The sequence below is a fragment of the Actinoallomurus oryzae genome (genome assembly GCF_039541955.1).
Classification (GTDB): domain Bacteria; phylum Actinomycetota; class Actinomycetes; order Streptosporangiales; family Streptosporangiaceae; genus Actinoallomurus; species Actinoallomurus oryzae.
Window position 1 is genome coordinate 501,013 of the sequence record NZ_BAABHF010000046.1, and the last position, 23,705, is coordinate 524,717.

21 protein-coding genes are annotated in these 23,705 nt (G+C 70.2%); 8 read left to right on the forward strand and 13 right to left on the reverse strand.

Annotated features, from left to right (window positions below):
* The first annotated feature begins 44 nt into the window (after positions 1–44).
* Both ABEA10_RS38690 and ABEA10_RS38695 read left to right on the forward strand, forming a co-directional pair.
* Complete coding sequence (locus ABEA10_RS38690; RefSeq protein ID WP_345472630.1) at positions 45–1,046, forward strand: NADPH:quinone reductase; 1,002 nt, start codon at positions 45–47, stop codon at positions 1,044–1,046.
* A 183-nt stretch (positions 1,047–1,229) separates the two neighbouring features.
* Positions 1,230–3,119 (forward strand): serine/threonine-protein kinase, encoded by a 1,890-nt coding sequence (locus ABEA10_RS38695; protein WP_345472632.1) that lies wholly within the window; start codon positions 1,230–1,232, stop codon positions 3,117–3,119.
* A gap of 44 nt (positions 3,120–3,163) precedes the next feature.
* Here the strand turns inward: ABEA10_RS38695 and ABEA10_RS38700 are convergent, their stop codons facing one another.
* The 3 genes from ABEA10_RS38700 to ABEA10_RS38710 all read right to left on the reverse strand — a co-directional run bounded on the left by ABEA10_RS38700 (position 3,164) and on the right by ABEA10_RS38710 (position 6,492).
* Positions 3,164–4,546, reverse strand: a complete 1,383-nt coding sequence (locus tag ABEA10_RS38700) for a helix-turn-helix domain-containing protein (protein WP_345472634.1) — start codon at positions 4,544–4,546, stop codon at positions 3,164–3,166.
* A gap of 406 nt (positions 4,547–4,952) precedes the next feature.
* Positions 4,953–6,059, reverse strand: a complete 1,107-nt coding sequence (locus ABEA10_RS38705) for a winged helix DNA-binding domain-containing protein (protein ID WP_345472636.1) — start codon at positions 6,057–6,059, stop codon at positions 4,953–4,955.
* Positions 6,060–6,084: 25 nt separating this feature from the next.
* Entirely contained in the window at positions 6,085–6,492 is a 408-nt protein-coding gene (locus ABEA10_RS38710; protein ID WP_345472638.1) for a VOC family protein, read from the reverse strand.
* Between the two features lie 157 nt (positions 6,493–6,649).
* On the opposite strand from ABEA10_RS38710, the gene ABEA10_RS38715 reads away from it, so the two are divergent.
* A complete protein-coding gene (locus ABEA10_RS38715) occupies positions 6,650–7,648 on the forward strand; it encodes a helix-turn-helix transcriptional regulator (protein ID WP_425551016.1) in 999 nt (332 codons plus the stop codon).
* A gap of 4 nt (positions 7,649–7,652) precedes the next feature.
* Here ABEA10_RS38715 and ABEA10_RS38720 read toward each other — a convergent pair whose 3' ends face one another.
* The 7 genes from ABEA10_RS38720 to ABEA10_RS38750 all read right to left on the reverse strand — a co-directional run bounded on the left by ABEA10_RS38720 (position 7,653) and on the right by ABEA10_RS38750 (position 15,067).
* Entirely contained in the window at positions 7,653–9,125 is a 1,473-nt protein-coding gene (locus ABEA10_RS38720) for a mannitol dehydrogenase family protein (RefSeq protein ID WP_345472642.1), read from the reverse strand.
* On the reverse strand, positions 9,122–10,123 hold the full coding sequence (locus ABEA10_RS38725; RefSeq protein WP_345472643.1) for a carbohydrate kinase family protein: 1,002 nt from the start codon (positions 10,121–10,123) through the stop codon (positions 9,122–9,124). The genes ABEA10_RS38720 and ABEA10_RS38725 overlap by 4 nt, the downstream gene beginning before the upstream one ends.
* Positions 10,120–11,118, reverse strand: coding sequence for an alpha/beta hydrolase (locus ABEA10_RS38730; protein ID WP_345472646.1), 999 nt, complete (start codon positions 11,116–11,118; stop codon positions 10,120–10,122). The genes ABEA10_RS38725 and ABEA10_RS38730 overlap by 4 nt, the downstream gene beginning before the upstream one ends.
* Before the next feature lie 78 nt (positions 11,119–11,196).
* Positions 11,197–12,222 (reverse strand): ABC transporter permease, encoded by a 1,026-nt coding sequence (locus ABEA10_RS38735; RefSeq protein ID WP_345472648.1) that lies wholly within the window; start codon positions 12,220–12,222, stop codon positions 11,197–11,199.
* Positions 12,219–12,983 (reverse strand): ATP-binding cassette domain-containing protein, encoded by a 765-nt coding sequence (locus ABEA10_RS38740; RefSeq protein WP_345472650.1) that lies wholly within the window; start codon positions 12,981–12,983, stop codon positions 12,219–12,221. The genes ABEA10_RS38735 and ABEA10_RS38740 overlap by 4 nt, the downstream gene beginning before the upstream one ends.
* Before the next feature lie 10 nt (positions 12,984–12,993).
* Positions 12,994–13,986, reverse strand: a complete 993-nt coding sequence (locus ABEA10_RS38745; protein ID WP_345472652.1) for a sugar ABC transporter substrate-binding protein — start codon at positions 13,984–13,986, stop codon at positions 12,994–12,996.
* 142 nt (positions 13,987–14,128) lie between these two features.
* On the reverse strand, positions 14,129–15,067 hold the full coding sequence (locus ABEA10_RS38750) for an alpha/beta hydrolase (protein WP_345472654.1): 939 nt from the start codon (positions 15,065–15,067) through the stop codon (positions 14,129–14,131).
* Positions 15,068–15,229: 162 nt separating this feature from the next.
* On the opposite strand from ABEA10_RS38750, the gene ABEA10_RS38755 reads away from it, so the two are divergent.
* Complete coding sequence (locus tag ABEA10_RS38755; RefSeq protein WP_345472655.1) at positions 15,230–16,360, forward strand: PucR family transcriptional regulator; 1,131 nt, start codon at positions 15,230–15,232, stop codon at positions 16,358–16,360.
* Positions 16,361–16,418: 58 nt separating this feature from the next.
* Here ABEA10_RS38755 and ABEA10_RS38760 read toward each other — a convergent pair whose 3' ends face one another.
* The 3 genes from ABEA10_RS38760 to ABEA10_RS38770 form a co-directional block, all read right to left on the reverse strand.
* Positions 16,419–17,438 (reverse strand): acyl-ACP desaturase, encoded by a 1,020-nt coding sequence (locus ABEA10_RS38760; protein WP_345472656.1) that lies wholly within the window; start codon positions 17,436–17,438, stop codon positions 16,419–16,421.
* Positions 17,439–17,515: 77 nt separating this feature from the next.
* Entirely contained in the window at positions 17,516–18,811 is a 1,296-nt protein-coding gene (locus ABEA10_RS38765; protein WP_345472658.1) for an MFS transporter, read from the reverse strand.
* Positions 18,789–19,409, reverse strand: coding sequence for a mycothiol-dependent nitroreductase Rv2466c family protein (locus ABEA10_RS38770; RefSeq protein WP_345472660.1), 621 nt, complete (start codon positions 19,407–19,409; stop codon positions 18,789–18,791). Before ABEA10_RS38770 ends, ABEA10_RS38765 begins: the two co-directional genes overlap by 23 nt.
* A gap of 39 nt (positions 19,410–19,448) precedes the next feature.
* Here ABEA10_RS38770 and ABEA10_RS38775 point away from each other — a divergent pair, with 39 nt between their 5' ends.
* The 4 genes from ABEA10_RS38775 (at position 19,449) to ABEA10_RS38790 (ending at position 23,643) form a co-directional block, all read left to right on the forward strand.
* On the forward strand, positions 19,449–19,982 hold the full coding sequence (locus tag ABEA10_RS38775; protein WP_345472662.1) for a MarR family winged helix-turn-helix transcriptional regulator: 534 nt from the start codon (positions 19,449–19,451) through the stop codon (positions 19,980–19,982).
* 98 nt (positions 19,983–20,080) lie between these two features.
* Complete coding sequence (locus tag ABEA10_RS38780) at positions 20,081–20,611, forward strand: SMI1/KNR4 family protein (RefSeq protein WP_345472664.1); 531 nt, start codon at positions 20,081–20,083, stop codon at positions 20,609–20,611.
* Between the two features lie 717 nt (positions 20,612–21,328).
* The gene (locus ABEA10_RS38785) at positions 21,329–22,267 is read left to right on the forward strand and encodes a D-alanine--D-alanine ligase family protein (RefSeq protein ID WP_345472849.1); all 939 of its coding nucleotides are present in this window, start codon (positions 21,329–21,331) and stop codon (positions 22,265–22,267) included.
* Positions 22,264–23,643 (forward strand): UDP-N-acetylmuramoyl-tripeptide--D-alanyl-D-alanine ligase, encoded by a 1,380-nt coding sequence (locus tag ABEA10_RS38790; RefSeq protein WP_425551017.1) that lies wholly within the window; start codon positions 22,264–22,266, stop codon positions 23,641–23,643. The genes ABEA10_RS38785 and ABEA10_RS38790 overlap by 4 nt, the downstream gene beginning before the upstream one ends.
* Positions 23,644–23,705: the final 62 nt, after the last annotated feature.

Consider the following 23,705-nt stretch of genomic DNA (forward strand, 5'->3'; position numbering starts at 1 on the left):
GCGATCCGGCCACCTGGGTCGATATCGGCCATCAAGGAGGGCGTATGGGTGACGTTCCCACGGTCACGACGGCCGCCTACATCACCGGCCACGGCTCCCCGGACGCGATCCGGGTCGGCGAACTGCCGGTCCCCGAGCCCGGACCCACGGATGTGATCGTCCGCACCGAGGCCCTGGCGGTGAACCACGTCGACGCGTTCGTCCGGTCGGGCTCCTACCGCACGCACACGCCGTTCCCGTTCGTCATCGGCCGCGACCTGGTCGGCACCGTCGCCGCCCGCGGGGCCGGGGTCGCGGAGTTCCGCGCGGGGGACCGCGTGTGGTGCAACAGCCTCGGACACGCCGGCCGGCAGGGCTCGTTCGCCCGGTACGCCCTGGTCCCGGTCGAGCGGCTCTACCGGCTGCCGGACGCGGCCGACCCCGGCGCCGCGGTGGCGGTGCTGCACACCGCCGCGACCGCGCACATCGGCCTGTTCCGCGAGGCGCGACTCCGCGCGGGTGAGACGGTGGTCGTGACCGGAGCGGCGGGCGGTGTCGGCAGCGCCCTCGTCCAGCTCGCGTCGTTCGCGGGCGCGAAGGTCGTCGCGACGGCGTCCGGACGCGACGCCGAATGGTGCCGCTCGCTCGGCGCGCACACCGTGATCGACCACCACGATCCGCAGGCCATGGACCGGGTCGGGGAGGCGGTGCCGGAAGGGGCGGCGATCTTCTGGGACAACACCGGAAGGAACGACATCGAGGCCGCACTGCCGGTGCTGGCCGACGGAGCGCGGATCATCGTCATGTCCGGGCCCGGCAGCCGGCCGATCCTGCCCGTGGGCGAGATCTACACCCGGGACGTGAGCGTTCACGGCTTCGTCATCAGCAAGGCGTCGGTGGCCGATCTCCGGTCCGCCGCCGCCACGATCAACGCCCTGCTCGCGGCGGACCGCCTGCACGCCCGCATCGGGACGACGCTTCCGCTGACCAGGGCGGCCGACGCGCACCGTCTCCAGGAGACGAGGGGACCGCAACGGCCGCGAGGACGCATCGTCGTCCTGCCCTGACGGACGGACCGCTCGCGGGCGCGGGCCGGGCCGCTCCCGCTCCCGCTCCCGCCGGGGTCTGTACCGCGCCACAACGACGCCGGGACGTCCCGGACATCACCGATGCCCTGTGTGTCCGGGAGCTCACCCAGTAGGTTGGGTTCGGCCGCAGAGCAGTGGGCGTCGCCGCGGAGGTGGAACACGGTGCGCTTGGGAGCGCAGGTCGCGGGACGGTACCGGCTCACCGAGGGACCCGTCCGAGGAGGAGCGGGCGAGATCTGGCTGGCCCACGACGAGGAGCTGGGCCGGCCCGTGGTGCTCAAACGCGCCCTGCTCGGCGACGACAGCGCGCCCGCGTTCGACCGGCTGAGGGCCGAGGCCCGCGCGCTGGCGCGGTTCAGCCATCCGCACGTGGTGACCTTGTACGACGCCGTCCGCGTGAGAACGCGAACGCGCCTCGCCTCGTGGCTCGTGCTGGAGTACGTCCCCGGCGGGAGCCTGGATCGGTGGCCGAGGATCTCGCCGGAGTCGGCGGCGCACATCGGCGCGCAGATCGCGGAGGCGCTGGCCGCGCTGCACGCCGAGGGCATCGTGCACTGTGACGTGAAACCGGGCAACATCGTCGTCACCGCGAAGGGCACGGCGAAGCTGACCGACTTCGGTGCCGCCTACCGGATCGACGGCCGCAAGACGGTGACGCCGAACGGCGCCATCAGCCACACGCCCGCGTACGCCGCCCCCGAGGTCATCCGAGGACGGCCCGAGCCGGCGTCGGACGTGTTCTCGCTCGGTGTCACGATCGCCGCGCTGATCACCGGTGAGCCCGTTCGCGGTGGCGTCTCCGGTGCCGCGGACCTCGGCCACCTCGAGACGGTGGCCGACGCCGGGCCGGTGCGCGAGGTCCTGGCGGCGATGCTCCGGCCCGCCCCGGCGGATCGCCCGGACGCCGCCGAGGCGCACAGGTCCTTGCTGGCGGTCGCGGGCACGGCGGCACCCGAACTCCCGCTCCACGCGATTCCGACGCTGACCGGCCTGGAGACCCGGCCGCCGGAGCCGGGGCCCGAGTCGTACGGCGGCAGGCCGGCGCTCTGGCGAGAGGTGACGACGTTCGTCAAGCGCCGTCCGCGGCGCATCGCCGGGGTCGCGGTCGCCGTGGCGCTGGTGGCCGGGCTCGCGCTCACGCCGCTGATGACGGGGCACGACCACCACGTGGGCGCGAACCGCCCGCCGGCGACGCCACCGGGCGGGTCCGTCATCGGCGAACCACGCACGGCCGACCCGTGCGCCCTGACCGACCCGGCCCCGCTCGGGAGATACGGCCGTACGGAGGTCGACGACGACTACGGCAACTTCAACCGCTGCGACGTGCTCATCCACACGGGCGGGGAGAACGTCGTGGACGTGGAGGTCGACCTCGACAGCGAGCCCGGACCGGACCAGACCACCGGGGCGAAGACCGTCGAGGGCATCGCCGTCATCGCGGACCGGCTCGACGGCGACGAGTGCAGCCGGACCCTTCTGCTGTCGCCGCCCGACGGCGACACCAACGTCACGGTCACCGCGAAGCGGAACGGGAAGGGATCGGCGCCCCTGTGCGAGGTGGCCGACGTGGCCACGCTCAGCGCCGCCAAGGCCCTCGGCAAGGGGCGGCTCGCACGGCGCTCCCCGCCCCTGCCGGCCGGCTCGCTGGCACACCACGACGCCTGCGCGCTGCTGGACGCCGGCGCGCTCAAGGCCGTCCCGGGGATCGACGCGCGAAAGGTCGACGCCGGGTTCGCCGGATGGGACTGCAGGTGGTCCAGCACCAGTGAGGACATCCAGGTGAACCTGCGTTTCGACCGGAACCAGCCCCTCACCTCCGACGACGGCCGCCTGATCCGGCTCAGCGGCTACCGCGCGTTCGTCCAGCCACGCGGCGACGGTGACGACACGTGCGTGGCCCAGGCCGTCTACCGGACGTACATCGACCGGAGCGGCGACCAGACCGCCGAGCTGCTCTACCTCGTGGTCCAGGGCGCTCCGTCCACCACACGCCTCTGCTCGATCACGACCGGCCTCGCCCGCTCGGCCGCCGCCGCGCTGCGCCAGGCCTGAGCGATCTCGTACGAACGCCGCGACCACGCCGAGCGGCCTCGGGGTCAGGAGTCATGCACTTTCAGGGCGAACCACAGGTCATAGCGTGCCGACGGGCCGTTCAGCAGTGACCGTCCGACCAGTCCCTCGATGCGGGTCAGGCGCTTTCGCGCGCCGGGTGCCGAGATGCCGAGTGCCGCGGCGGTCGCCTCCAGGCGCGCGTCGTCGCCCAGCCACACGCGCAACGTCTCCAGGAGGGGCCGCGAAGCCAGCGGAGACAGCTGCATCTCGGCCCAGTGCCGTACGTCCGGGGTTCGGAGGATCGTCTCGAGGGGCGCCGCGACACCGATCCGTCCCCGGCCGTCGAGCACGCGCAGCGCGAGATGGAGCCTCGCCTGTGTTTCGAGGTCGTCCAGGTCGCGGCCGAGGAGCTCTTCGATGCGGCGGAGCCGGGCCGCCAGGGTGTTGCGGTGAATCTTCAGCTGCCGCGCCGCGCCGCCGTAGAAGTCGAGCCACGACCCGAGGGTGGCGGTCAGCTCCGCCGCGTCGGGATCCTGGACGCGGCTGGGCCGGTAGTCGTGAAGCGGTGCGAGCTCGCCCCGCGCCCACGCATGGCCACGGGGCCGGATCAGCGCGGCCAGGTCGCCTCTCGGGCTGAACACCGCGTAGTGCTCGGCGTTCCCGCGTGCGACCGCGAGGGCATGGAACGCCTGCCCGTACCCCGACGCCATCTCCGGCAGCGGGACGGTGTCGCCGCGACCGACGGCCACGCCGCTCGACCGGGCGGCGTAGCGTCGCAGCATCCCCTCCATGACGCCGGCCGGCTCCGGGGCCGGGGCGAGCGCGATGACGTGCCCGGTGTAGATGGGACACCGTACGACCCACGCCCGGCCGCCGGACGCCCGGTCGCACTGGGCGGCCGACTCGTCCCTGCGCTCCGGCGGGCCTTCCACCACATAGACGCGGATCTCGTCGGCGAGGCTCGGTCCCATGGTCTCGGCGACACGGCGGGCGGCCTGCAGCTCACCGACCAGGAGCAGATGGAGCACCGCCTCCCTGGCGTGCGCCTCCGCCTCGTCGAGCGCGTGCCGGCGGCGGCCGAGGTCCTCGGCGCGCCAGCGCAGCGCGAGCAGCCGCGACGCGTCGCCGATCACGGCCCGTGTCGCCGAGGAGAACGGCTCGGGCCGCGCGACGACGAGCACCGCGTCCCGTGTCCGCTCGCCGATCGCCTGGATGTGGACCACCCCGGTACCGATGTCCGCGGCGGCGGCGCGGGCCTCGCCGTTCACCACGCGCTCGACGTCGGCCGAGGCCTGCTCGATGACGTCCTCGGGGAGCCCGGGGAACGCGTGCCGCGGCACGCCGGCCCGGTCGAGCAGGACCGCGGGGCCCGACACGCGCCGCGCCAGCCAGCGCAGGAGGCGTTCGAGGCCGTCCGGACGCGTCACCGCTCGCTGCATCTCCCGGTTGCCGAAAATTTTTCGGCTTCTTCGACACGAACCCGGATCACAACCGGGACCGCAGGTTCAGCGCCCAATGAATCGCCGAGCGCGGCGCGGGTGCCACTCCCCTCACGCCGGTACGGGCAAGGGAAGAGGCACCCACGCGCCGCCCGCGGTCACCGGCCTCCGGAGTGCTTCAGGCCGTAGGCGTCGTACACGGTCTGGGCCACCGTGTCACCGGCGGCGTCGGCCGCGGTGCTGAACCGCCCCACCCCCGTGCCGGTCCTCACGCTCAGACCCGGTGAGGGCGCCGACCTGCGAGCGGCCATGAGCGGCGGTTCCAGGCCGGTTACAACGCCGCGCTGGTCGCCGCGGCCTCCGACTCCGGCACGCCGCCGTGACGGCGGGCACCTCACCCTGACGGCCGGCATGGGTGGCCGATCTCCACGTGCGCGATGCCCTCGTCCAGGAAGACGGCGAGGTCGTGGGCTTCTTCGCCGACGGCTTCTCGCTCCGCGGCGGTGAGGAGCCGCAGCGGCGTGACGTGAAGCCGCTGGTCGCGCACGGCCCAGGTGGCGGCGACGCGGCCGTCGACGAGCACGACGCGTTCGCCCGCGACGGACAGACCGCGGTGGGCGTCGTCGATGATGCGGCCGCGGTCGTGGTGGCCGAGGATCGCGTTGTCGAAGGCTGGGAGGAACCGGACCGGGGCGGGTGTGTCCGGGGACGGGCGCGGTGCGTCGGGCAGGTCGAGGAGTTCGCGTCCGCGTTCGTCGCGGAAGGTGACGAGCTGCTCGCGGATGGCCGTGACGGCGGCGGGAAGGCCGGCGAGACCGCACCAGGCGCGGACGTCGGCGGTCGCCGCGGGCCCGTAGGCGGCGAGGTAGCGCCGCACCAGTCGCTGCCCGACCGGATCGTCCGCCTCGGCGGAGAGCGGGGCGATCTCACGCCCGATCCAGCCGGCCAGGGGCAGATTCCGTACGCCGGCCTTCGTGTGCCACAACCCGCGCGGCGGGAGCTGGGCCATCGGGATGAGGGCCGCGACGAGGAGCTCGCCCAGGGCACGGCGTGGCGGCCCGGGCCAGCGGTCTCCGAGTGCCTGGACGAGGTCGGCCATGGTGCGCGGCCGGTGGTCGGCCATGACCGCCCGGCCGGCCGCGGCGACCTCCTCCAGGTCGATTCCGGCGAGTTCGCGCCGGTAGGTGGCCGTGACCCGCTGACGCAGCATGGCGTCGTGGCGGGCCCGCCAGGCCAGTGCGTCGTCGGCGGTGACCAGGTGGACGGTGCGGCGCATCAGGTGCGTGCGGACGACCGTACGGTCCGTCAGCGCCCCGTCCAGCTCCTCGGGCTTGAAGGCGCGCAGCCTGGACCACAGGCCGATGAAGGGTTCCTGCGGTTCTTGCGCCTGCATGCCGCACAGGTGCGCCACGGCGTCGCGGACCGGCGCGTCCGCGCGCTCGAGCAGGTACTGGCGGGCGAGGGTCGCGCGGTTGAGGGCGCCTGCGCCGAGGACGGTCATGGCTGCTCGTCCATCGCCTGGTGGATCATGCGACGTCGAGGACCCAGGTCACGCCGAAGCGGTCGGTGAGCATGCCGTACAGAGGTGCCCACTGCGCCGCGTCCAGGGGGCGTACCACCGTCGATCCCTCCGCCAGCCTGTGCCACAGCGCGCTGATCTCGTCGGCGTCATCGCCGCGCACGGAGACGAAGAACGGGTTCTCCCCCTGGTTCCAGGGCAGGTGGGAGGGCACGTCGTACGCCATGACGTGGAAACCGTCGTCGCCGGCGACCTCACCCCACATCACCCAGTCCGCCTCGTTCTCGTTCCGCACGTCGCCGGCGTCCTTGTACGTGACGGCGACGACGCGTCCGCCGAAGACGGACCGGTAGAAGTCCAGCGCGTCACGCGCGGCACCCCGGAAGTTCAGGTGGGTGGTGGTGGTGACGGACATGTCTCTGCTCCTGGCTCTTGTGTTCGACGGACGTGTGCCGCTGCCACGACAGAGCCCACGGGCGCGGCGACCCGTCGCCGGGGGCGATGCCCCTCGGTGGCTCTGGTGGCCACCATCGCAGGAGTAGCGGACAGGTCGTGTCCTGTACCGACGCAGAATGGTGAGCGTGCAGAAAACGTCCTCGCGGCTGCTCGCGCTGCTCTCGCTGCTTCAGACGCGTCGTGACCGGTCCGGTGAGGAGCTCGCCGAGCGGCTCGACGTCACCCCGCGGACCGTACGCCGCGACGTCGATCGCCTGCGGGAACTCGGATACCCGATCACGGCTTTCAAGGGGCCCTCCGGCGGTTATCGGCTGGACGCCGGCTCTCAGCTGCCCCCACTGCTGTTCGACGACGGCCAGGCCGTCGCCCTGGCCGTCGCACTCCAGACCGCGGCCACCGACACCACGATCGGCGAAGACGCCACCCGGGCCCTGTCCACCGTCCGGCAGGTCATGCCGCCCCGTCTGCGTCACCGCATCGACCTGCTGCGGATCACCGCCGTCCAGCCACCGGCGAACGACAACGCCTCACCGAACGACAACGCCTCACCGGGCGATACGCGGCTGCTCATGGACCTGAGCAACGCCATCCACGCCCGTGTGGAGCTTCGCTTCGACTACGACCAGGGACACCCCGCCGCTGAGCGACCTCGCAGAACGCAGCCCCACCACCTGGTCACCTGGCAGGGCCGCTGGTACCTCATCGCCTGGGACCTCGACCGCGACGACTGGCGCACCTTCCGCGCCGACCGCGTACGCCCCCGCACGCCCACCGGCCCGCGCTTCACCCCGCGCGAGCTCCCCGGAGGCGACGTGTCCGCCTTCGTCACCGGCCGCTTCCGCGGCACCGACGGCACCACCACCGACTGGCCCTGCCGCGGCGAAGTCGTCCTCAACCTCCCCGCCACGGCCGTGGCCCCCTTCGCCCGGGACGGAATCGTCGAAGAACTCGGCCCCGACCGCTGCCGGCTCACTCTCGGCTCCTGGTCATGGACCGGCCTGGCCGCCGCGATCGGCCGCTTCGACACCGACATCGAGGTCATCGGCCCGCCGCAGCTGACCACCGCGTTCGCGCGCCTCGCCGAGCGCTACGCCAACGCCGCACGGCGCTCCTGAGGCGTCACAGGCGGCCCTCCCACTGCTCGACGGTGGCTCGGGCGCCGACGCTGTGGAGACTGTCGAGGGCCTTGACGTACGGCTCGACGAAGGCGGGCTGATGACGGAGGTCGCCGAACAGCGTCTCGTCCTCGAGGAAGGCCAGGGGGTCGGTGCGTTGGCGAGCCGCCCGGTTCGTCAGGTCGGTTCGACGCCGGTCGACCACGTCGATCCGCTCGCCCCGTTCGTCGACTCCTTGCGCGTACGTGGCCCAGCCCGCGACCACCAGGGCGGACCGCCGGACATCCTCGCCCGCCGCCAGGCGGGCATGGACGACGGGCAGGAGGAACTTGGGGATGCGGTCGGAGGCGTCGGCGCACAGCCGGGCCAGGGTGTCGCTGATCTCCGGGTTGGAGAAGCGTTCGATGAGCTGCGTCTTGTACGCGGGCAGGTCGACGCCGGGCACCGGCTCGAGCGTCGGGGTCGCCTCCTCTTCCATGTAGGCGCGGACGAACCGGACGAACGAGGGGTCGCGGCAGACCTCGTGCGCGAATCGGTACCCGGCCAGATAGCCGAGGTGGCAGAGCGCCTGGTGACCGGCGTTGAGGAGGCGAAGCTTCATCAGCTCGTACGGCTCGACGTCATCGACGAACTGAACGCCGACGCGCTCGAGCGCGGGCCGGCCGGAAGGGAAGCGGTCTTCGACGACCCACTGGCAGAACGGCTCACACACCACGGGCCAGGAGTCCTCGACGCCGAACTCCTCAAAGAGCCGCCGCCGGTCGAGGTCGGAGGTGATCGGGGTGATGCGGTCGACCATCGAACCGGGGAAGCTGACCTCCCGGTTGATCCACTCGCCCAGACCCTCGTCCTTGAGGCCGGCGAAGGCGCTGAGCGTCCGCTGCGCGACCCGGCCGTTCTGGGGGAGGTTGTCGCACGACATGATGGTGAACGGCTCGATGCCGGCTGCCCGGCGCCGGGCGAGGGCCTCGGTCAGGAAGCCGAACGTCGAGGTCGGCCGTGCGCCGTCGCGCACTTCGGCGAGCACGGCCGCATCGGCTTCGAACTCGCCCGTGCTCTGGTTCAGGTGGTAGCCACCCTCGGTGATCGTCAACGAGACGATCCGGGTGGCGGGATCGGTGAGGGCCGTGAGCACCGCTTCGGGGTCATCCGGCGCGAACAGGTAATCGATCATCGACCCGATGACCCGGGGGCGGGGAGGCCGGTCCGCCTCCTTCTCCACCAGCGTGTAAAGGGTGGACTGTCCGCGCAGCGCGTCACGCATCGGCTCGTCCTCGGGACGAACGCCCACCCCGACGATGGCGAACCCGCCGGCGCCTGACTCACGGAACAGGGCATCGAGATACATCGCCTGGTGCGCGCGGTGGAATCCTCCCACCCCGAGGTGGACGATCCCGGCGCGAAGCTTCGACCGGCCGTAACCGGGCACGGGGACACGCGCCGCGATGGCGGACAGGTTGGCGGGGGTGAGCTTCATCTGGTCTCCAGAGCCGTTGAGGCCGGCCGGCCGGGGTGGGGGACTGCGGGCCCGAGCTGTGACAGACGCGGCGGGTCCGCCCCGCGCCGTGTCACCGTGATCCCGGCGGTCAGGGCGGCGAACGCACCGATGGTCCGCAACGTGTCGTCGGGAAGCCCGCCGGGCCCGCGCAGCGTGTTCGTGAGATCCAGCTCGAGGATCTTGTAGAGCAGCCCGGCCGTGTAGGCGTCACCGGCACCGATCGTGTCCACCACCCGCGCGGGGGCCGAGGGAACCCGAACCCGGCGACCGCCGGAGGCCAGCAGGGAGCCATCGGCTCCGGCGGTCAGCCCGACGAGTGACACGCCGAGTCCCAGCAGCTTCCCGACCAGTTCCCCGGGGGAGAGGCCGGGGTAGAGCCAGGACGCGTCCTCATCGCTGAGCTTCACGATGTCGGCATGCGCGAAGAGGTCCTCGAAGAGCCTCCGGACCTCCTGCCGCGGCGGCAGCAGCGAGGGCCGGATGTTCGGGTCGATGCTCACCACGGCCCCGCGCCGTCGTGCGGCTGTCAGGATCTGTCTCACGCGGCCGGCGCCGGGCTCCAGGAAGAGCGCCAGCGAGCCGGCGTGCAGGAGGCCGGCCTCGGCGACCGGAACGTCCGCGCGCAGGTTCCACGTGAAATCCAGGTCGTAGGCCGCCGAGCCGTCGGCCGCCAGCTTCGCGGTGGCCACCGGTGTGCCGGCTCCGACCGGCCCCGCCGACACGACCTCCGCGCCCGCGTCGTGGAGGTGAGCGAGGATCTGATCCCCGTGGCCGTCCGACCCGAGCGCCGTCACGAACTGGACGGGCACCGTGAGCCGTCCGAGCGCGACGGCGACGTTGAGGGAGGATCCACCAGGCGTCACCGACCTCGTCCCGGCGGGATCGGCGACCACGTCCACGACCGACTCACCGATCACGACGATGGCCGGCGGCCGCCGTGTCGTCTCATCGCCGGCTCCCAACGGAATCGGCGTCATGCCGTGGCGTCCTCACTGGGTGCCAGGCCGAGCCGCCGCTTCCGGGCCGAGGTCCCGAAGTGCAGATCGAGTGCGGCGAGAGCGTCGTTGAGCGCGTCGAGAGCGGCAGGGACCCGGCCGGCCATGTCGACGAAGCCGTGCACGAGAGCCGGGAACGACAGATAGGTCGTCGCGACGTCCGCCTCGACGAGCCGGCGCGCGTAAGCCATTCCTTCGTCGTGAAGGGGGTCGAAACCCGCCGTGACCAGAACGGTGGGAGGCATCCCGGCGAGATCCGTCAGCGCCGCCGGCGTGGCCCGAGGGTCGGATGCGTGCTCGGGATCGCTGAGGTAGCAGGACCAGTAGTACGCCATGTCGGCCTTGGTGAGGATGTAGCCCTCCGCCATCCGGCTCATCGAATCGCTCGCCATCGACGGGTCCAACGCCGGGTAGAGGAGCAACTGGGCGTCGACCCGCATGTCGTGCCGATGCCGGCTTTCGGCGGCAAGCGCTCCCACGAGATTCGCTCCGGCGCTGTCCCCGATGGCCGCGATCCGGGCGTCAGGATGCTTCTTCCCCAGTTCGGCGAGTACGGCGGCGCAGTCGTCGTACGCGGCCGGAAAGGCGTTCTCCGGTGCGAGCCGGTAGTCGGCGGAGACCACCCGCGCGCGAAGCCGGCGGGCGGCGCTTCGTGCCAGGAAATCGGCACTGTCCAGGTCACCGACGACCCAGCCTCCTCCGTGCACGTAGAGCACCACCCGGTCCGGCATCATGATCGACTCTTCGGTGTCATAGATCCGGATGGGGACGGCGCGTGCACCGTCGAGCACCCGCTCATCGCGGACGGACGCCACCTCGGGGGCCGTTCGATCACCGCCGAGAATCGCGCGCAGGACGGCGAACCAGGACCGGGCCTGTTCCGGCGTGAGGTCGTTGAGGCCCTCGGCGCCGGGCTCACCGAGCGCATCCAGCTCGGAGATCACATGACGGACGGCAGGGTCCAGGGACTGATGCATGAAGGAACCACTTTCACTACCGCGGGCGGGCAGGCGTGCCGGCGCGCATCAGCGCCGGTCGGAGGACACGAGGCGAAATCAGCGCTTGAGGGAGAACATCCGTCCTCGTCGTACGCTGTCGGCGGCAACGGCGAAGACCAGGATCCCGCCGATGATCATGTTGGAATAGAGGGCGTCGATGCCCGCGACCGCGAGTGCGTTGTCGATCTCGGCGAACAGGATCGCGCCGAGAGCGGTGCCGGTGATCGTCCCGATGCCGCCGAACAGGCTGGTGCCGCCGATGAGTACGGCGCTGATCGCCGTCAGGGTCACCGACGTTCCGCCGGCGCTGACCTGCCCGCTGCCGGTGCGAGCGGCGTAGACGATGCCCGCGAACGCCGCGAGGGCACCGGCTCCGACATAGAGCCAGGCGTCAAGGCGCCGGACCGGAATGCCGTTCTCGGTGGCCGCCAGCCGGTTGCCTCCCAGGGACCGCACGTTGTATCCGAAGCGGGTGCGTTCAAGGACGAGGTGATAGGCGATGCCCACCAGGATCCCCGCGATGATGACGTTCGGTACGCCGAGGGTCGAGCCGGTGCCCAGCGAGTTGAACTGCGTCGGAAGCGGCGCGATGTCGATGCCGTGGGTGAAGAGGATGACCACCCCGCTCATGAAGTAGAAGGTGCCGAGCGTGGTGATGATCGGTGGCACCCGGAGGCGGTCGATGGTGACCGCGTTCAACCCGCCGATCACCGCGCCGACCGCGATGCCGAGGACTATCGCCAGCGGCCAGATGATGCCGTGGGTCATGAAGTACGCCGCCGAGACCCCGCCGAGCGTGAAGACCGAGCCCACCGAGAAGTCGAAGCCTCCGCCGATGGTCACGAGAGTGAGCGGGCACGCCACGATGAAGGTCACGACCGCGGCGCGGATGACCTGGAGGAGGTTGTCCGACGCGCCGAAGGAGGAGTTGCGCAGCGTGGCGAGCACGCCGACCAGGATCAGGACGCCGATCAGGGTCAGCTCCTGCCGGGCCAGCAGCCGCCGGCCGAGGCTCAGCTTGGTGATCGGCGTGTCGGTGGTTCCCGGCGCCATCGTCTTCGACGCACCGCCGCTGACGGTCATGCCGCGGTCCCTTGGCGGGCACCGGTGATGTATCCGATGACTTCGTCGCGGCTCGTCGTCGCGGCGTCGAGGTGAGCGACGGTGCGGCCGAGGCGCATCACCGTGATGTCGTCGCAGTAGTTGAAGACGAAGTCCAGGTCGTGGCAGATGATGATGATGGCCTTTCCCTTGGCCTTCAGCCGATCGATGATGTCGCCGACGTGACCTCGCTCCTGGATCCCGAGCGCCGCGGTGGGCTCGTCCAGCAGCACGATCCTGCTCTCCTCCAGGCGCACCGCACGCGAGATGGCGATGATCTGGCGTTGTCCGCCGGACAGCATTCCGACGGGCGTCCGAACCGAGCCCACCCGTACGTTGAGATCCGCGAGAACCCGCGTCGCGTCGCGTTCCATCCGCTTGCGGTCGACGAAGAACCTCTTCTTCGGGATGTCGCCCAGGTGCAGATTCGTCGCCACGTCCAGGCATTCGACGAGCGCGAGGTCCTGGTAGACGGTGGCGATGCCGTGACCGCGTGCGTCGGCCGGGCTGTCGAAGGTGACGGGCGCACCGGCGACACGGAGTTCACCACTGTCCGGCTTGTGCAGGCCGGAGAGGATCTTCAGCATGGTCGACTTGCCGGCTCCGTTGTCGCCGACGATTCCGTGCACGCGCCCGGCGGACACCTGAAGGTCGGCCTCGTGCAAGGCCTGTACGTGGCCGAAGTTCTTGCTCGCGCCTGTCAGCGTCAGCGCGTCGGCCTGCGCCGTGCCGTCGTTGGTCACCGAAGGCTCCTTACTGTAGGTCACCGCTCTTGGTGAGAGAGTCGACGGTCGACGCGGTGGCGAATTCGATCGGCGTCGGAATGTTCGACGGGACCGTTTCGCCCTTTGACAGCTTGATCAGCGCATCGACGGGCGCCTTGCCGATCGCGCACATGTTCTGCAACAGCAGGGAGTACACGATTCCCGCCTTCATGCCTTCGACCGAACCGCTGTAGATGCTGTTCGTGGTGAGAAAGACCTTGCCTACCCGGCCCTTCTGCTTGATGGCCGCGATGATCCCGGGAGTATCGGCGCCCTCATTGGTGACGAAGTGGTTGAGCTCGGGGTGTGCGTTCATCAGTGCCGTGGCCAGGTCGGTCGTCTTGGTGACGTCCCCGCCGTCGTACCGCGTGTCGACGATCTTGATGTTGCTGTACTGCTTCGCGGCTTGTTTGAACGCGTTGACGAAGGTCGCGTCCGGCCCGGTCGGGCCCTGGGTGAGGAACGCGACGTTCTGCTGCCCCGGCTTGGCCGCGACGGTCTTGGCGGCGAGCTGCCCGAACTGCTCGAAGGACGTGCCCGCGTTGATGTCCTGGTTCTTGGTCTGACCGCCCTCGACGGTCGCGACATAGGCACCGGCCGAGCGGGCCTGCGCGAAGATCGGGTCGAACTGCTCGGCGCTGGCCGGGAACGTCACCAGCGCATCCACCTTGCTGGAAATGCCCTGCTGAAGCCGGTCGAGCATCAGCTTGCTGTCCATGTTGTTGCCGTTGGGACCCGCCTGGGAGAAGCTGATCCCGTTTTTTTCCGCCTCGGCCTTCATGCACTGCCCGATCGTCTTCCAGGCAGGGTAATTGGGCAGAGGATTCACGAAGAGCATGGACTTGAGCGGCCTGGCCTTCGATGTCGCGGACGATTTGGCGGCGGCAGGACCGGTGGCGTTGCTACATGCGGTGACACTGGCGGAAAGCGTGGTGATGATCGCGGCACTGAGAGCGTAACGCACGTATCGTCGGGCGCGCATGCGCAGGATCCTTCCGGAGGCGCCCGTCTCGCCGGGAGATCGGACGCTCGTTTACGGTGACGTAAACGCTAGATTTCGCCCCGCACCATGTCTACGGACGAGTGGCTGACGTTCGCGCGGATTCTTCCGCCAATCGGCTAAGTCAGGAGAACGCGGCCCGCAGCGCCTCGACCTGGTCGCGGATCGCGGCCCGGCCCAGCCGGGTCGCGTGAAACGAGTCGAAGGAATGAAACCCGCGGGCGTACTGCCGCAGGTCGACAGGAACCTCGGCGCGCATGAGCCGCTGCGCGTGTTCGAGGGCTTCGTCTCGCAAGGGGTCGTGGCCGGCGGTGCAGAGGTAGGTGGGGGGTGAGAGCGAGACGTCGGGCTCGTGAGCGGGCGAGCTGTGGGCCGGGTAGGACGTCTGGCCCGGCCTCCACTGCGGTCCCAGGTACAGACGCCACATGTCGCGCAGCGTGTTACGCGTCAGAACGGGGGTGTCGGAGTAGTGCCGCGCGGTGTGCGTCGTGAGACCGGCGTCGAGAACCGGGAACAGCAGCATCTGCAGCACCAGCGCCGGGCGGCCGTCTCCGCTGGAACGGATCGCGGTTCCGCTGGCCAGGGCGCCTCCGGCGCTCAGCCCGCCGATGGCGACGCGACCGTTGTCGACGCCGAGTTCGTCCGACCGGTCGCGCAGATGAACCAGGGCCGTGAGGCAGTCATCGAGCCCCGCCGGAAAGGGGTTCTCCGGTGCGAGACGGTAGTCCACCGCGAACACGACGCACTCGGCCTCGGCCGCGTAGATCTCGCACCGGGTGTCCTCGGTGTTCAGGTCTCCGGTGACGAAGCTGCCGCCGTGGATGAACAGCAGCATGGGGAGCGGGCCACGCCGTCGCGTCCTGGGACGGTAACCGCGGACGGCCAGGTGGGTACCGTCAGGTCGCGGGACGACCGAGTCGGTGGTCTCCACATCGTGGCGGCGATCGGACAGGCGCATGTTCGCGACCAGCGCCGCCTCGGTCGCCCGGGCCTGCGCCACCTCGGCGATGTTGATGCGGGGCATCAGGACCTGCATCGCGGCGAGCTCGGGATCGAGCATCATCCGGCCGCCTCGCCGAGGGGAATCCGCCCCGCCTCGACTGTCCGGAGCGGACGGTGCGGTCGACATGCGTCGCATCATGGCACACCGCGGCAGCCGTACCACCGTCGGCTCGTTCCGCCAGATGGCTAGTAACCGAGGAGGACGCCGAGTACAGTTCGAGCGGTGCGCGGCTTGTTGAACCGATTGTCGAGCATCGACTCCAGCGCCGAGCGTGGACTGCAGGTCATCGAGTTCTTCGATCAGCTGCTTTCGCATCGGGCCGACGCGGAGGCGGTCGCACGGGCCACGGCGGTCCTGTCCGAGACGACGGCCGGCGTCATCTTCGACGAGGTCGGTGAGGTCCACGTCGTCGATTCGGCCGGGCGGACACTCGACACGTCGGGTCCGGGGCCGAACGTCCTCATCAGCGACGTCATCGTCGACAACGACCCCGTCGGGCGCGTCTGGCTTGAACGCCGGGACGAGGCGGACGGTCACGAATGGGACGAGCTGATCACGGCGCGGTTCGCGCTCACGATGGCGGCGTTGTACTCGCGCTCCTACGGCGACGACACCCAGGCCGGCCTCACCAACCCGGAGCTCCTTCACACGCTGCTGAGCGATCACGCGGGCGAGGCCGAGACGGCCCGGGCGGCGCGTCTGCTCGGCTTCCGTATGGGGCAGCCGGTTCGCGTCCTCGCGGTACACGCCGAGGCCAGGGTCGAACGCATCTTGCCCGCCTTCCGGGCCGCCGTTGCCGGCGCGACGACCGGCCGCACCGTGGCGGCTCCGATGACGAACGACCTCGCCGTGCTCATCGCGGCGGGCACCGTCCCTCGCACTCCGATGCCCCAGGGCATCGCGGTCTGTGTCGGCCCCGAAGTGGCGATCGAGCAATGCGGGCGGTCCTGGTCACAGGCCCGGCGGGGAATCCGGTTCGCGGCCCTTGGCGCCGACCCGTCCGATTGGATCCTCGCCGAGGACCTGGGCTGCGTCATCGCGCTGGCCGATCTCGATCCCCAGGCGATCATGTCACTGCCCGATGTCCGCGCGGTCGGCGAACTCGCCGAATCCCGGTCCGGGAGTACCGATCTGAAGATTCTCGATCAACTGGGGCGCCAGGGCTCGTTGCGTGAGGTGGCCGCCGTGCTGCACATGCACCACAGCAGCGTGGCCTATCGCGTCGACCGGATCTCCGATCTGCTCGGTTTCGACGTGCGCTCCAGCGATGGTCGCTATCGCGGACGGACGGCCCTCTTGCTGTGGCACCTGCACGCCGCACCGCGCACAGCCGAACCGGGCAATCGCCTCTAGCACCGATCGTGCGTGCCGAACACCGCGCCACCTCGCGTCCGGCCGGATGACCTTCGCTTCAGCGGCGCTGAGCGGCTCGCTGGGCGCGGCGTTCGACGAATCGGTTCGCCGCCGCGTCGAGTCCTTGGAGGAACTCCGCGAGTTCGTCGCGTGCCCGGTTCCCGTCGTCGCGCAGGTCGTCGAGTTCGAAGATGCGCCATTGGCGCAGGATGGGGGTGAGGACGTCGTCGAGGTGGACGCGCAGGTCGTAGATGCCGGCGTTCGCGATCGCGACGGACTTTCGCAGGAAGCCGTCGATGGTGTGACCGGGCATCTGGAAGGTGGTCACGACGTCGGTGATCGCGCGCATCGTCTGATCCGGGGCGAGTTCGAGGGCCGCCGCGAGCGTGTTGCGGTAGAAGAGCATGTGGAGGTTCTCGTCGGCTGCCACCCGTGCCAGCATCCGTTCGCAGACGGGATCGCCTGAGAGGCCGCCGGTGTTGCGGTGGGAGACGCGGGTCGCCAGTTCCTGGAAGGCGACGTAGGCGAGTCCGTGGAGCGTCTCGGTGCCGTGGTCGGCCTGGTAGCCGCCCTGCATGTGTGTCATGCGCGATCGTTCGAGGGCGATGGGGTCCACGGCGCGGGTGACGGTGAGGTAGTCGCGGATGACGATGCCGTGGCGGTTCTCCTCGGCCGTCCAGCGGTCGACCCAGGTGCCCCAGGCGCCGTCGCGTCCGAAGATGGTGGAGATCTCCCGGTGGTAGCCGGGGAGGTTGTCCTCGGTGAGCAGGTTGACCACCAGGGCCTCTCGCGCGGCCGGGGCCACCGTGGAGTGCTCCGGGCTCCATGCCTCACCGTCCATCGGGCCGTCGAAGTCGCGGCCACGGCTCCAGGGCACGTACTGGTGGGGGAACCATTCCTTGGCCATGGACAGGTGACGGTCGAGTTCGGCCGCGACGACCGGCTCGAGTTCCATCAGCAGGTCTTCGGCCGACCTCGGCTCGGACGTCAGCGCCATGCGGGCCTCTCCCTCGATGTACGTCCAGATGCGCCGGAGCATCGCGATGACCTGGAACCCGGACATAGGGTCCGACGTCACCTGCGATCACGGTGCGTGACAGAGGCGTCGTACCCACGCTTCGCGCCGGGCAGCCGCCCAGGGCCACTCAGAATCCTTTAAGGCGCTGCTTCAGTCGCCGAGTACGGCGCGGTACCGGGGTCGGACGGGCTCGGAGCAGGACGTGTCGTGGTCACGCTCGCCATCGCGATCCCGCCGGCGAGGAACAAGCCGGCCGGGACGATCCAGCCGAGTTCGAAGCCGGTCAGCGGAGCCAGCAGGGCCGGCCCCGCGCTCCGGGCCATCGGGATGGCCGCCCCGTAGGTCGCCTGCCAGGCGGCCGTGCCGCTGGTGGGCGCGAGCCGGTACCCGAGATCCCACGCACCGACGGCGAAGCGGACCTCGCCGAGGACCTGGGTTACGACGCCTGCCCCCAGTCCGAGGACGATCAGCGCGGGCGCGAGACGGTGCCCCAGCAGAGTCGTCCACAGCAGGGCGGACGACGTCGCGAGCAGGGCCGCGCCCGTGAGCAGAGCGTGCCGGGTTCGCGCGGCCGTCGTGACCCCGATGGCGGCCCGGCGCTGCATCGCCATGACGCCCAGGGTGTTGGCGAGGAAGCACGCGGAGATGGTCCATGCCGGGACTCCCGGCGCGTTGGTGATCATCAGCGGCAACGCGACGCTCAGCATGGGCATGTACAGGTAGAGCGCGGATGCGGCGATGGTCGCGACCAGCTGGGGCATCGTCGTACGGCCGGTCTCGCCCGCCACGGGGCGGTCGGCCGACGCCGTTGGAGCCGACGCGAGGTGGCCGGCCGACGCCGTTGGAGCCGGCGCGGAGATCCGGATCCCTCTCGCGATGAGCAGACTTGTGACCAGGTAGAGCAGCGCGTCGCCGGCCACGACGACGCGGAGGGCCCAGATGTCGCCGAGGCCCAGCGCCAGACCACCCACGGCCGCGCCCACGGCCACCGCCCCGTTGCCGATGGACTGCAGCCTGGCCCGCTCGGTGACGGCGGCCGCCGGGTCCGCCGCGACCTGGACGAGTGCGGCGCGCAGCCCACCCCAGGCGCTCTGGCCGCCGGCGTACACGAGCAACGCGCCGGCGACGAGGATCGGTTCGCTGCCGAGCGCCAGGCCGAGCAGCCCGGCCATGCAGCAGCCGAGGGTCGCGGCGCTGGTCGCGACGAGGCCGTGACGGTCGGCGAGGCGGCCGATGCGGCGCGAGAGCAGCGCACCGGCTCCCCAGCAGATGGCGAGCAGGATCCCGACCCGAACCGGGCTCCAGCCCAGTCTGACCAGATAGGCCGCTGACGTGACGTAGAAGGCGCCGTCGCCGGCCTGGGCGAGAGCATGCGCCTGGCCGAGGCGGCGCAGCCGCGTCCGGCCGTCGTCAGCTGGTCTGCAGCCGCTCATCGCGAGTTCCCTTGATCTCGCTGAACGATGGTGTGGTCGCGAGCGTCGCCACCGCCTGCCACAGCCGGACCGCGGCGTCCCCGCGCGGTACCGCGGTGAGCACCGGGCCGAAGAATCCGCGGTCTGCGATGTGCAGGATCGGGGTGCCGCCGTCGTCGGTCAGGGGTGCCGTGGCCGCCTTGGTGCGGTTCCGCAGGTCCGCATCCCAGGATGAGTCCTCGGCCGCATGGGCCAACTCGGCCGGGATGCCGAGTTCGTCCAGCGTCAGTGCGATGTTTCGCGCGTCGTCGCGAAGACCTTCGACGTGGCGCCGCCGTCCGAATACCTCATAGAAGTCGGTCCACAGGTCCGCGTGAGGTGAGGCCAGCAGGGCGGCCGCGACTCGGGCGGGTCGCCACGCACGCTCGTTGTAGTCCCGGTACCACGCGTCGAGCTCGCGCCCTTCGTTCACCACGGACAGGCTCATCAGCTCCCGGCGTACCGTTAGACCGCTCTGCGTCTCGACCTCCGCAAGCCAGCTGCTGGTGATCCACGCGAACGGACAGGTCGGATCGAGGTAGGCCGTGACGGTGGTGGGGGCGACGTAGGTAGTTTCCATGGAAAGTATTTTAGTTGACGTGGAAAGTATGCTGTCAAGGTGGAAGAACGAACCGCCCTGGACCAATCCGCGAACCGCGACGCGGTGCGCTCGATCGTCGACGCGTGGCGTGCGCGCCTGCCGGACCTCGACCCTTCGCCGTTGCTGATCTTGGGGCGCATCCAGCGCCTGGCCGCGGTGTGCGATCCGATCCTCCGGCCGCCGTTCGCCGCCGCGAGGCTGGCGCCCGGCGACTTCGACGTGCTCGCCGCGCTGCGCCGGAGCGCGCCGCCCCACGCGCTGTCGAACGGCGACCTCGCCCGGGCGACGCTGGTCACGCCCGGCGGGGTGACCAAACGGATCGACCGGCTCGCCGCCGCGGGGCTGGTGACGCGAACCCGCGACCCGGCAGACGCTCGTGGACGCGTCGTGGCCCTGACCGAGGCCGGCCGGCAACTCGCCGACAAGCTCATCCGCGTGCACATGGCGAACGAGTCGGCCATCCTCGAGGCGCTCGACGGCGACGAGCAACAGCTGCTCGCGTCCCTGCTCGGCAAGCTGCTCGCGTCCGTCGAAGCCGGCCAAGGCTCCTAGTGGTCAGAGCCTGACGGCGGGGAGGGCCGCGTCGAGGACCGGGTCGGCGCCGCGATCGCCGTCCGATCGGCCCACGGAAGGCCGGCCCCGAATCAAATATGACTGATGATGACACCATCGAAGCGATACGTAGAGCTACCGATTCGGAGAAGCTTCCTGCGCCAGCCTCCGAGGTGGGCATTTCTGAAGCGGAAAGAGTGATTGGATACCCTTTGCCCACCCTGCTGCGTCGAATATATCTGGAAGTGGCGAACGGTGGGCTCGGGCCGCATGGGTACGGAATTTTGGGTGTGCCCGGCGTTGAATGGACCGATGATGGATATTATGGAGAATGGGTCGATGTAATCGACGTTTATCGCGCATTTAGCGCTCCCGACCCGGACCTTCCTTCGAGTCATGATGTGCCGCCTTATATGGTATGGCTGTTCGATTGGGGTTGTGCGATCTGGTCTCTCGTCGATTGCCGCGACGAGAGAGGGCAGATGTGGGGATGGGATCCTAATAGTCGTTTTGAAGATCCATTGTTTCCTTCGAATATGACACTCTCTGAATGGTTCAGAAAATGGCTAGATGGAAACTTGGAGCTTCCTTGTCGGGGACAATCTTTCGATACAAGGAGTGACCGGTAAGCCGATGGTCGACCGATGGCTGTGGACCGGGAGGCGGAGCACGCCGGCGCCGTCGGCGAGAGCTCGGCTTGGAGGAGTTCCGGGAGTTCAGGTCCAGACGACGCTTCGACTCGGCGTTCTCGGCTCGACTCGGCGTTCTCGGCCTCGAGCTCTTCCAGCTTCGTCTTGAGCACAACCAGCAGCACAGGAGTTCGTCATACGACGACGGCTGTCCGGGCGGCTCCACCAGAGGATCATTCCGAACCGAAACAAGATCTCACGCACCGACACGGACGCCATCAAGCCGCGAGACCTGAACCGTCACCGGGGGGCGTGCCCGTCTCTTCGGTGAACCGGCGCATGAACGTACGCTGCGAGAGGCCCGCGTAACGGGCGAGCACGCGTAGCTGCACCGGCTCGCTGAGCCGGTGCAGGGCCCGTTCGCGGGAGAGCGTTCCGCGAGAACATGCCCGGCTTCCTCGAGGCCGTCAGCGCCTCATCAAAGTCCCTGTCCGACCTGGATGATCACCGGGTCAGCGGCCTCGCCGGCCCGGGTCTCATCGAGTTGAGATGACGGCGGCCGGCGCGACGGTGACACAACCATGACACGGCGCTGACGAGGCGGGGATGCGGTCGGCCGACAGTGGATGGGGTTGACCGGCGCCTGTTCTCCAGCGATGAGTCCGGCGTCTCCGTGCCACTGAGAGAGGCTGATCGATCGTGACTGAACGCTTGCGCGTGGCTGTGCTGGCAGGTGGGCCGTCCGCTGAGCACGAGGTGTCGCTGCAGTCGGCTCAGGCTGTGCTCGATGCCTTGCCGAGGGATCTGTACGAGCCCGTCGCCGTCATCATCGACCGGCAGGGCGGGTGGCCGGTGGAGTTGCGACGCGATGTGGCGGACGTGGTTTTCCCTGCGCTGCACGGGCCGTTCGGCGAGGATGGCGTCGTCCAGGGTCACCTGGAGACGCTGGGCATCCCGTACGTGGGCTGCGGCGTGCTGGCCTCGGCCTTGGCGATGGACAAGGTCGCGATGCGGCGCGCGTTCCTGGCGGAGGACATTCCGGTCACCCCGCATGTGTGGTTCACCGAGCACGAATGGCGCACCACCACTGACCACTGGGGCTTGGTGAAGTCGCTCGACTGGCCGATGTACGTGAAACCGGCCAACATGGGCTCCTCCATCGGCATCTCACGTGTCACCTCCATGGCGGAGCTGCGCGCGGGGGTGGACCTGGCGCTCACCCACGACCGGGTGGTGGTCGTCGAGCAGGGCGTGACCGCGCGCGAGGTCATCTGTGGCGTGCTCGGCGGCCATGACACGCCGGATGCTTCGGTGCCGGGCGAGCTCATCGCGCCCGGCGACTGGCTCGACTATGAGGCCAAGTATCTCAGCCAGGTCGAGATCGCCACGATCCCCGCCGTGCTGCCGGAACGGGTGGCCGAGGACGTGCGCGAGCTGGCCTTGCACGTCTTCCGGGCGATCGGTGGATACGGCATGTCCCGTGTCGACTTCCTCTATGAGGAGGACACGGGACGTCTGTACGTGGGAGAGATCAACACCATGCCCGGTTTCACCTCCCGTTCCGTCTATGCGAGGGCCTGGGCCGCAAGCGGTGTGCCGTACCCGGAACTGCTGCGGCGCCTCATCGACCTGGCGTTCGCCAGGAGTGGCTCGTGATCCCCATGACGCTGAATGAGATCGCGCGGGTCGTCGGCGCAAGCATGTATGACGTGCGCGACGCCGAGGCGCTGGTGACAGCGCTCTCGGCGGTCGACTCCCGCGAGGTGGTGCCCGGCGGCCTGTTCGCCGCGACGGTCGGCGCCCGTGTTGACGGTCACGACTACGCCGCGGGTGCCATCGCGAGCGGCGCCGTCGCCGTCCTGGTCTCGAGGCCCGTCGGCGTGCCCGCCCTCGTGGTCGAGGACGTCCAGTTCGCGCTCGGCCTGCTGGCCAGGCACCTGCTCGAACACATCAGCCCGACCGTGATCGGCCTGACCGGCTCCGTGGGCAAGACCACGACCAAGGACCTGCTGGCCCAGGTGCTCGAACGGCACGCGGCGACGGTCGCCACCGACAGGTCGTTCAACAACGAGATCGGGTTGCCGCTCACCGTGCTGCGCGCCGATGCCGCCACCCGATACCTGGTGCTGGAGATGGGTGCAGGCCGTAAGGGCGACCTGACGTATCTGACCGGGCTCGCACCACCCCAGGTCGGGCTGGTGCTCAATGTCGGCACCGCGCATGTCGAGCGTATGGGAGGCAGGCTGGCCGACGTGGCCGAGGCCAAGGGCGAGCTGGTCGAGGCACTTCCGGCGGACGGGTTCGCCCTGCTCAACGCCGACGACCCGTACGTCGTGGGCATGGCCGGCCGCACCAAGGCCCAGATCGTGTTGTACGGCAGGTCCTCGGAGGCGCAGGTGTGGGCCGAAGACGTGCGGCTGGACGACCGGGCGCGAGCCGTGTTCGAGCTGGTGACGCCCTCCGGCCGCGCCCCGGTCGAGCTCGACCTCATCGGCGAGCACCAGGTGAGCAACGCCCTGGCCGCGGCCGCCGTCGCCACCGCACTCGGCCTGGGCGCCGCCGAGATCGCCGAGGGGCTGACCGCCGCACGGCGGCGCTCCACGGGCCGGCTGGAGATCGTCGAACGACCTGACGGCATCACCGTCGTCAACGACGCCTACAACGCCAACCCCGAATCCATGCGGGCCGGGCTGCGGGCGGTGACGGCCCTGGCCGGCGACCGTCGTACCGTCGCCGTGCTCGGCACGATGGGGCAGCAGGCGGACGCCTCGCGCGCCCGGCACGCGGAGATGGGCCGGCTCGTCGCCGACCTCCGCTTCGACGTGCTGATCGCGGTCGGAACAGGGGATCCGCTCGCGATGGCGGAGGCAGCGGAGTCCGCGAACCAGGGCGTGGCCGTCCATACCGTCGAGGACGTGGCCGGGGCCCTCAGACTGGCCACCGCGCTTCTCGAACCGGGAGACGTGGTGTTCGTCAAGGCCTCCAGCGAGATCGGGCTCGGCGCCTGCGCCCGTGCCCTGGCCGGCGCCTGACCGTCGGCGCATCGCCGAGGCGGCCGAGCGGATCGGCAAGTTCATGCTGATGCACTGGCCTG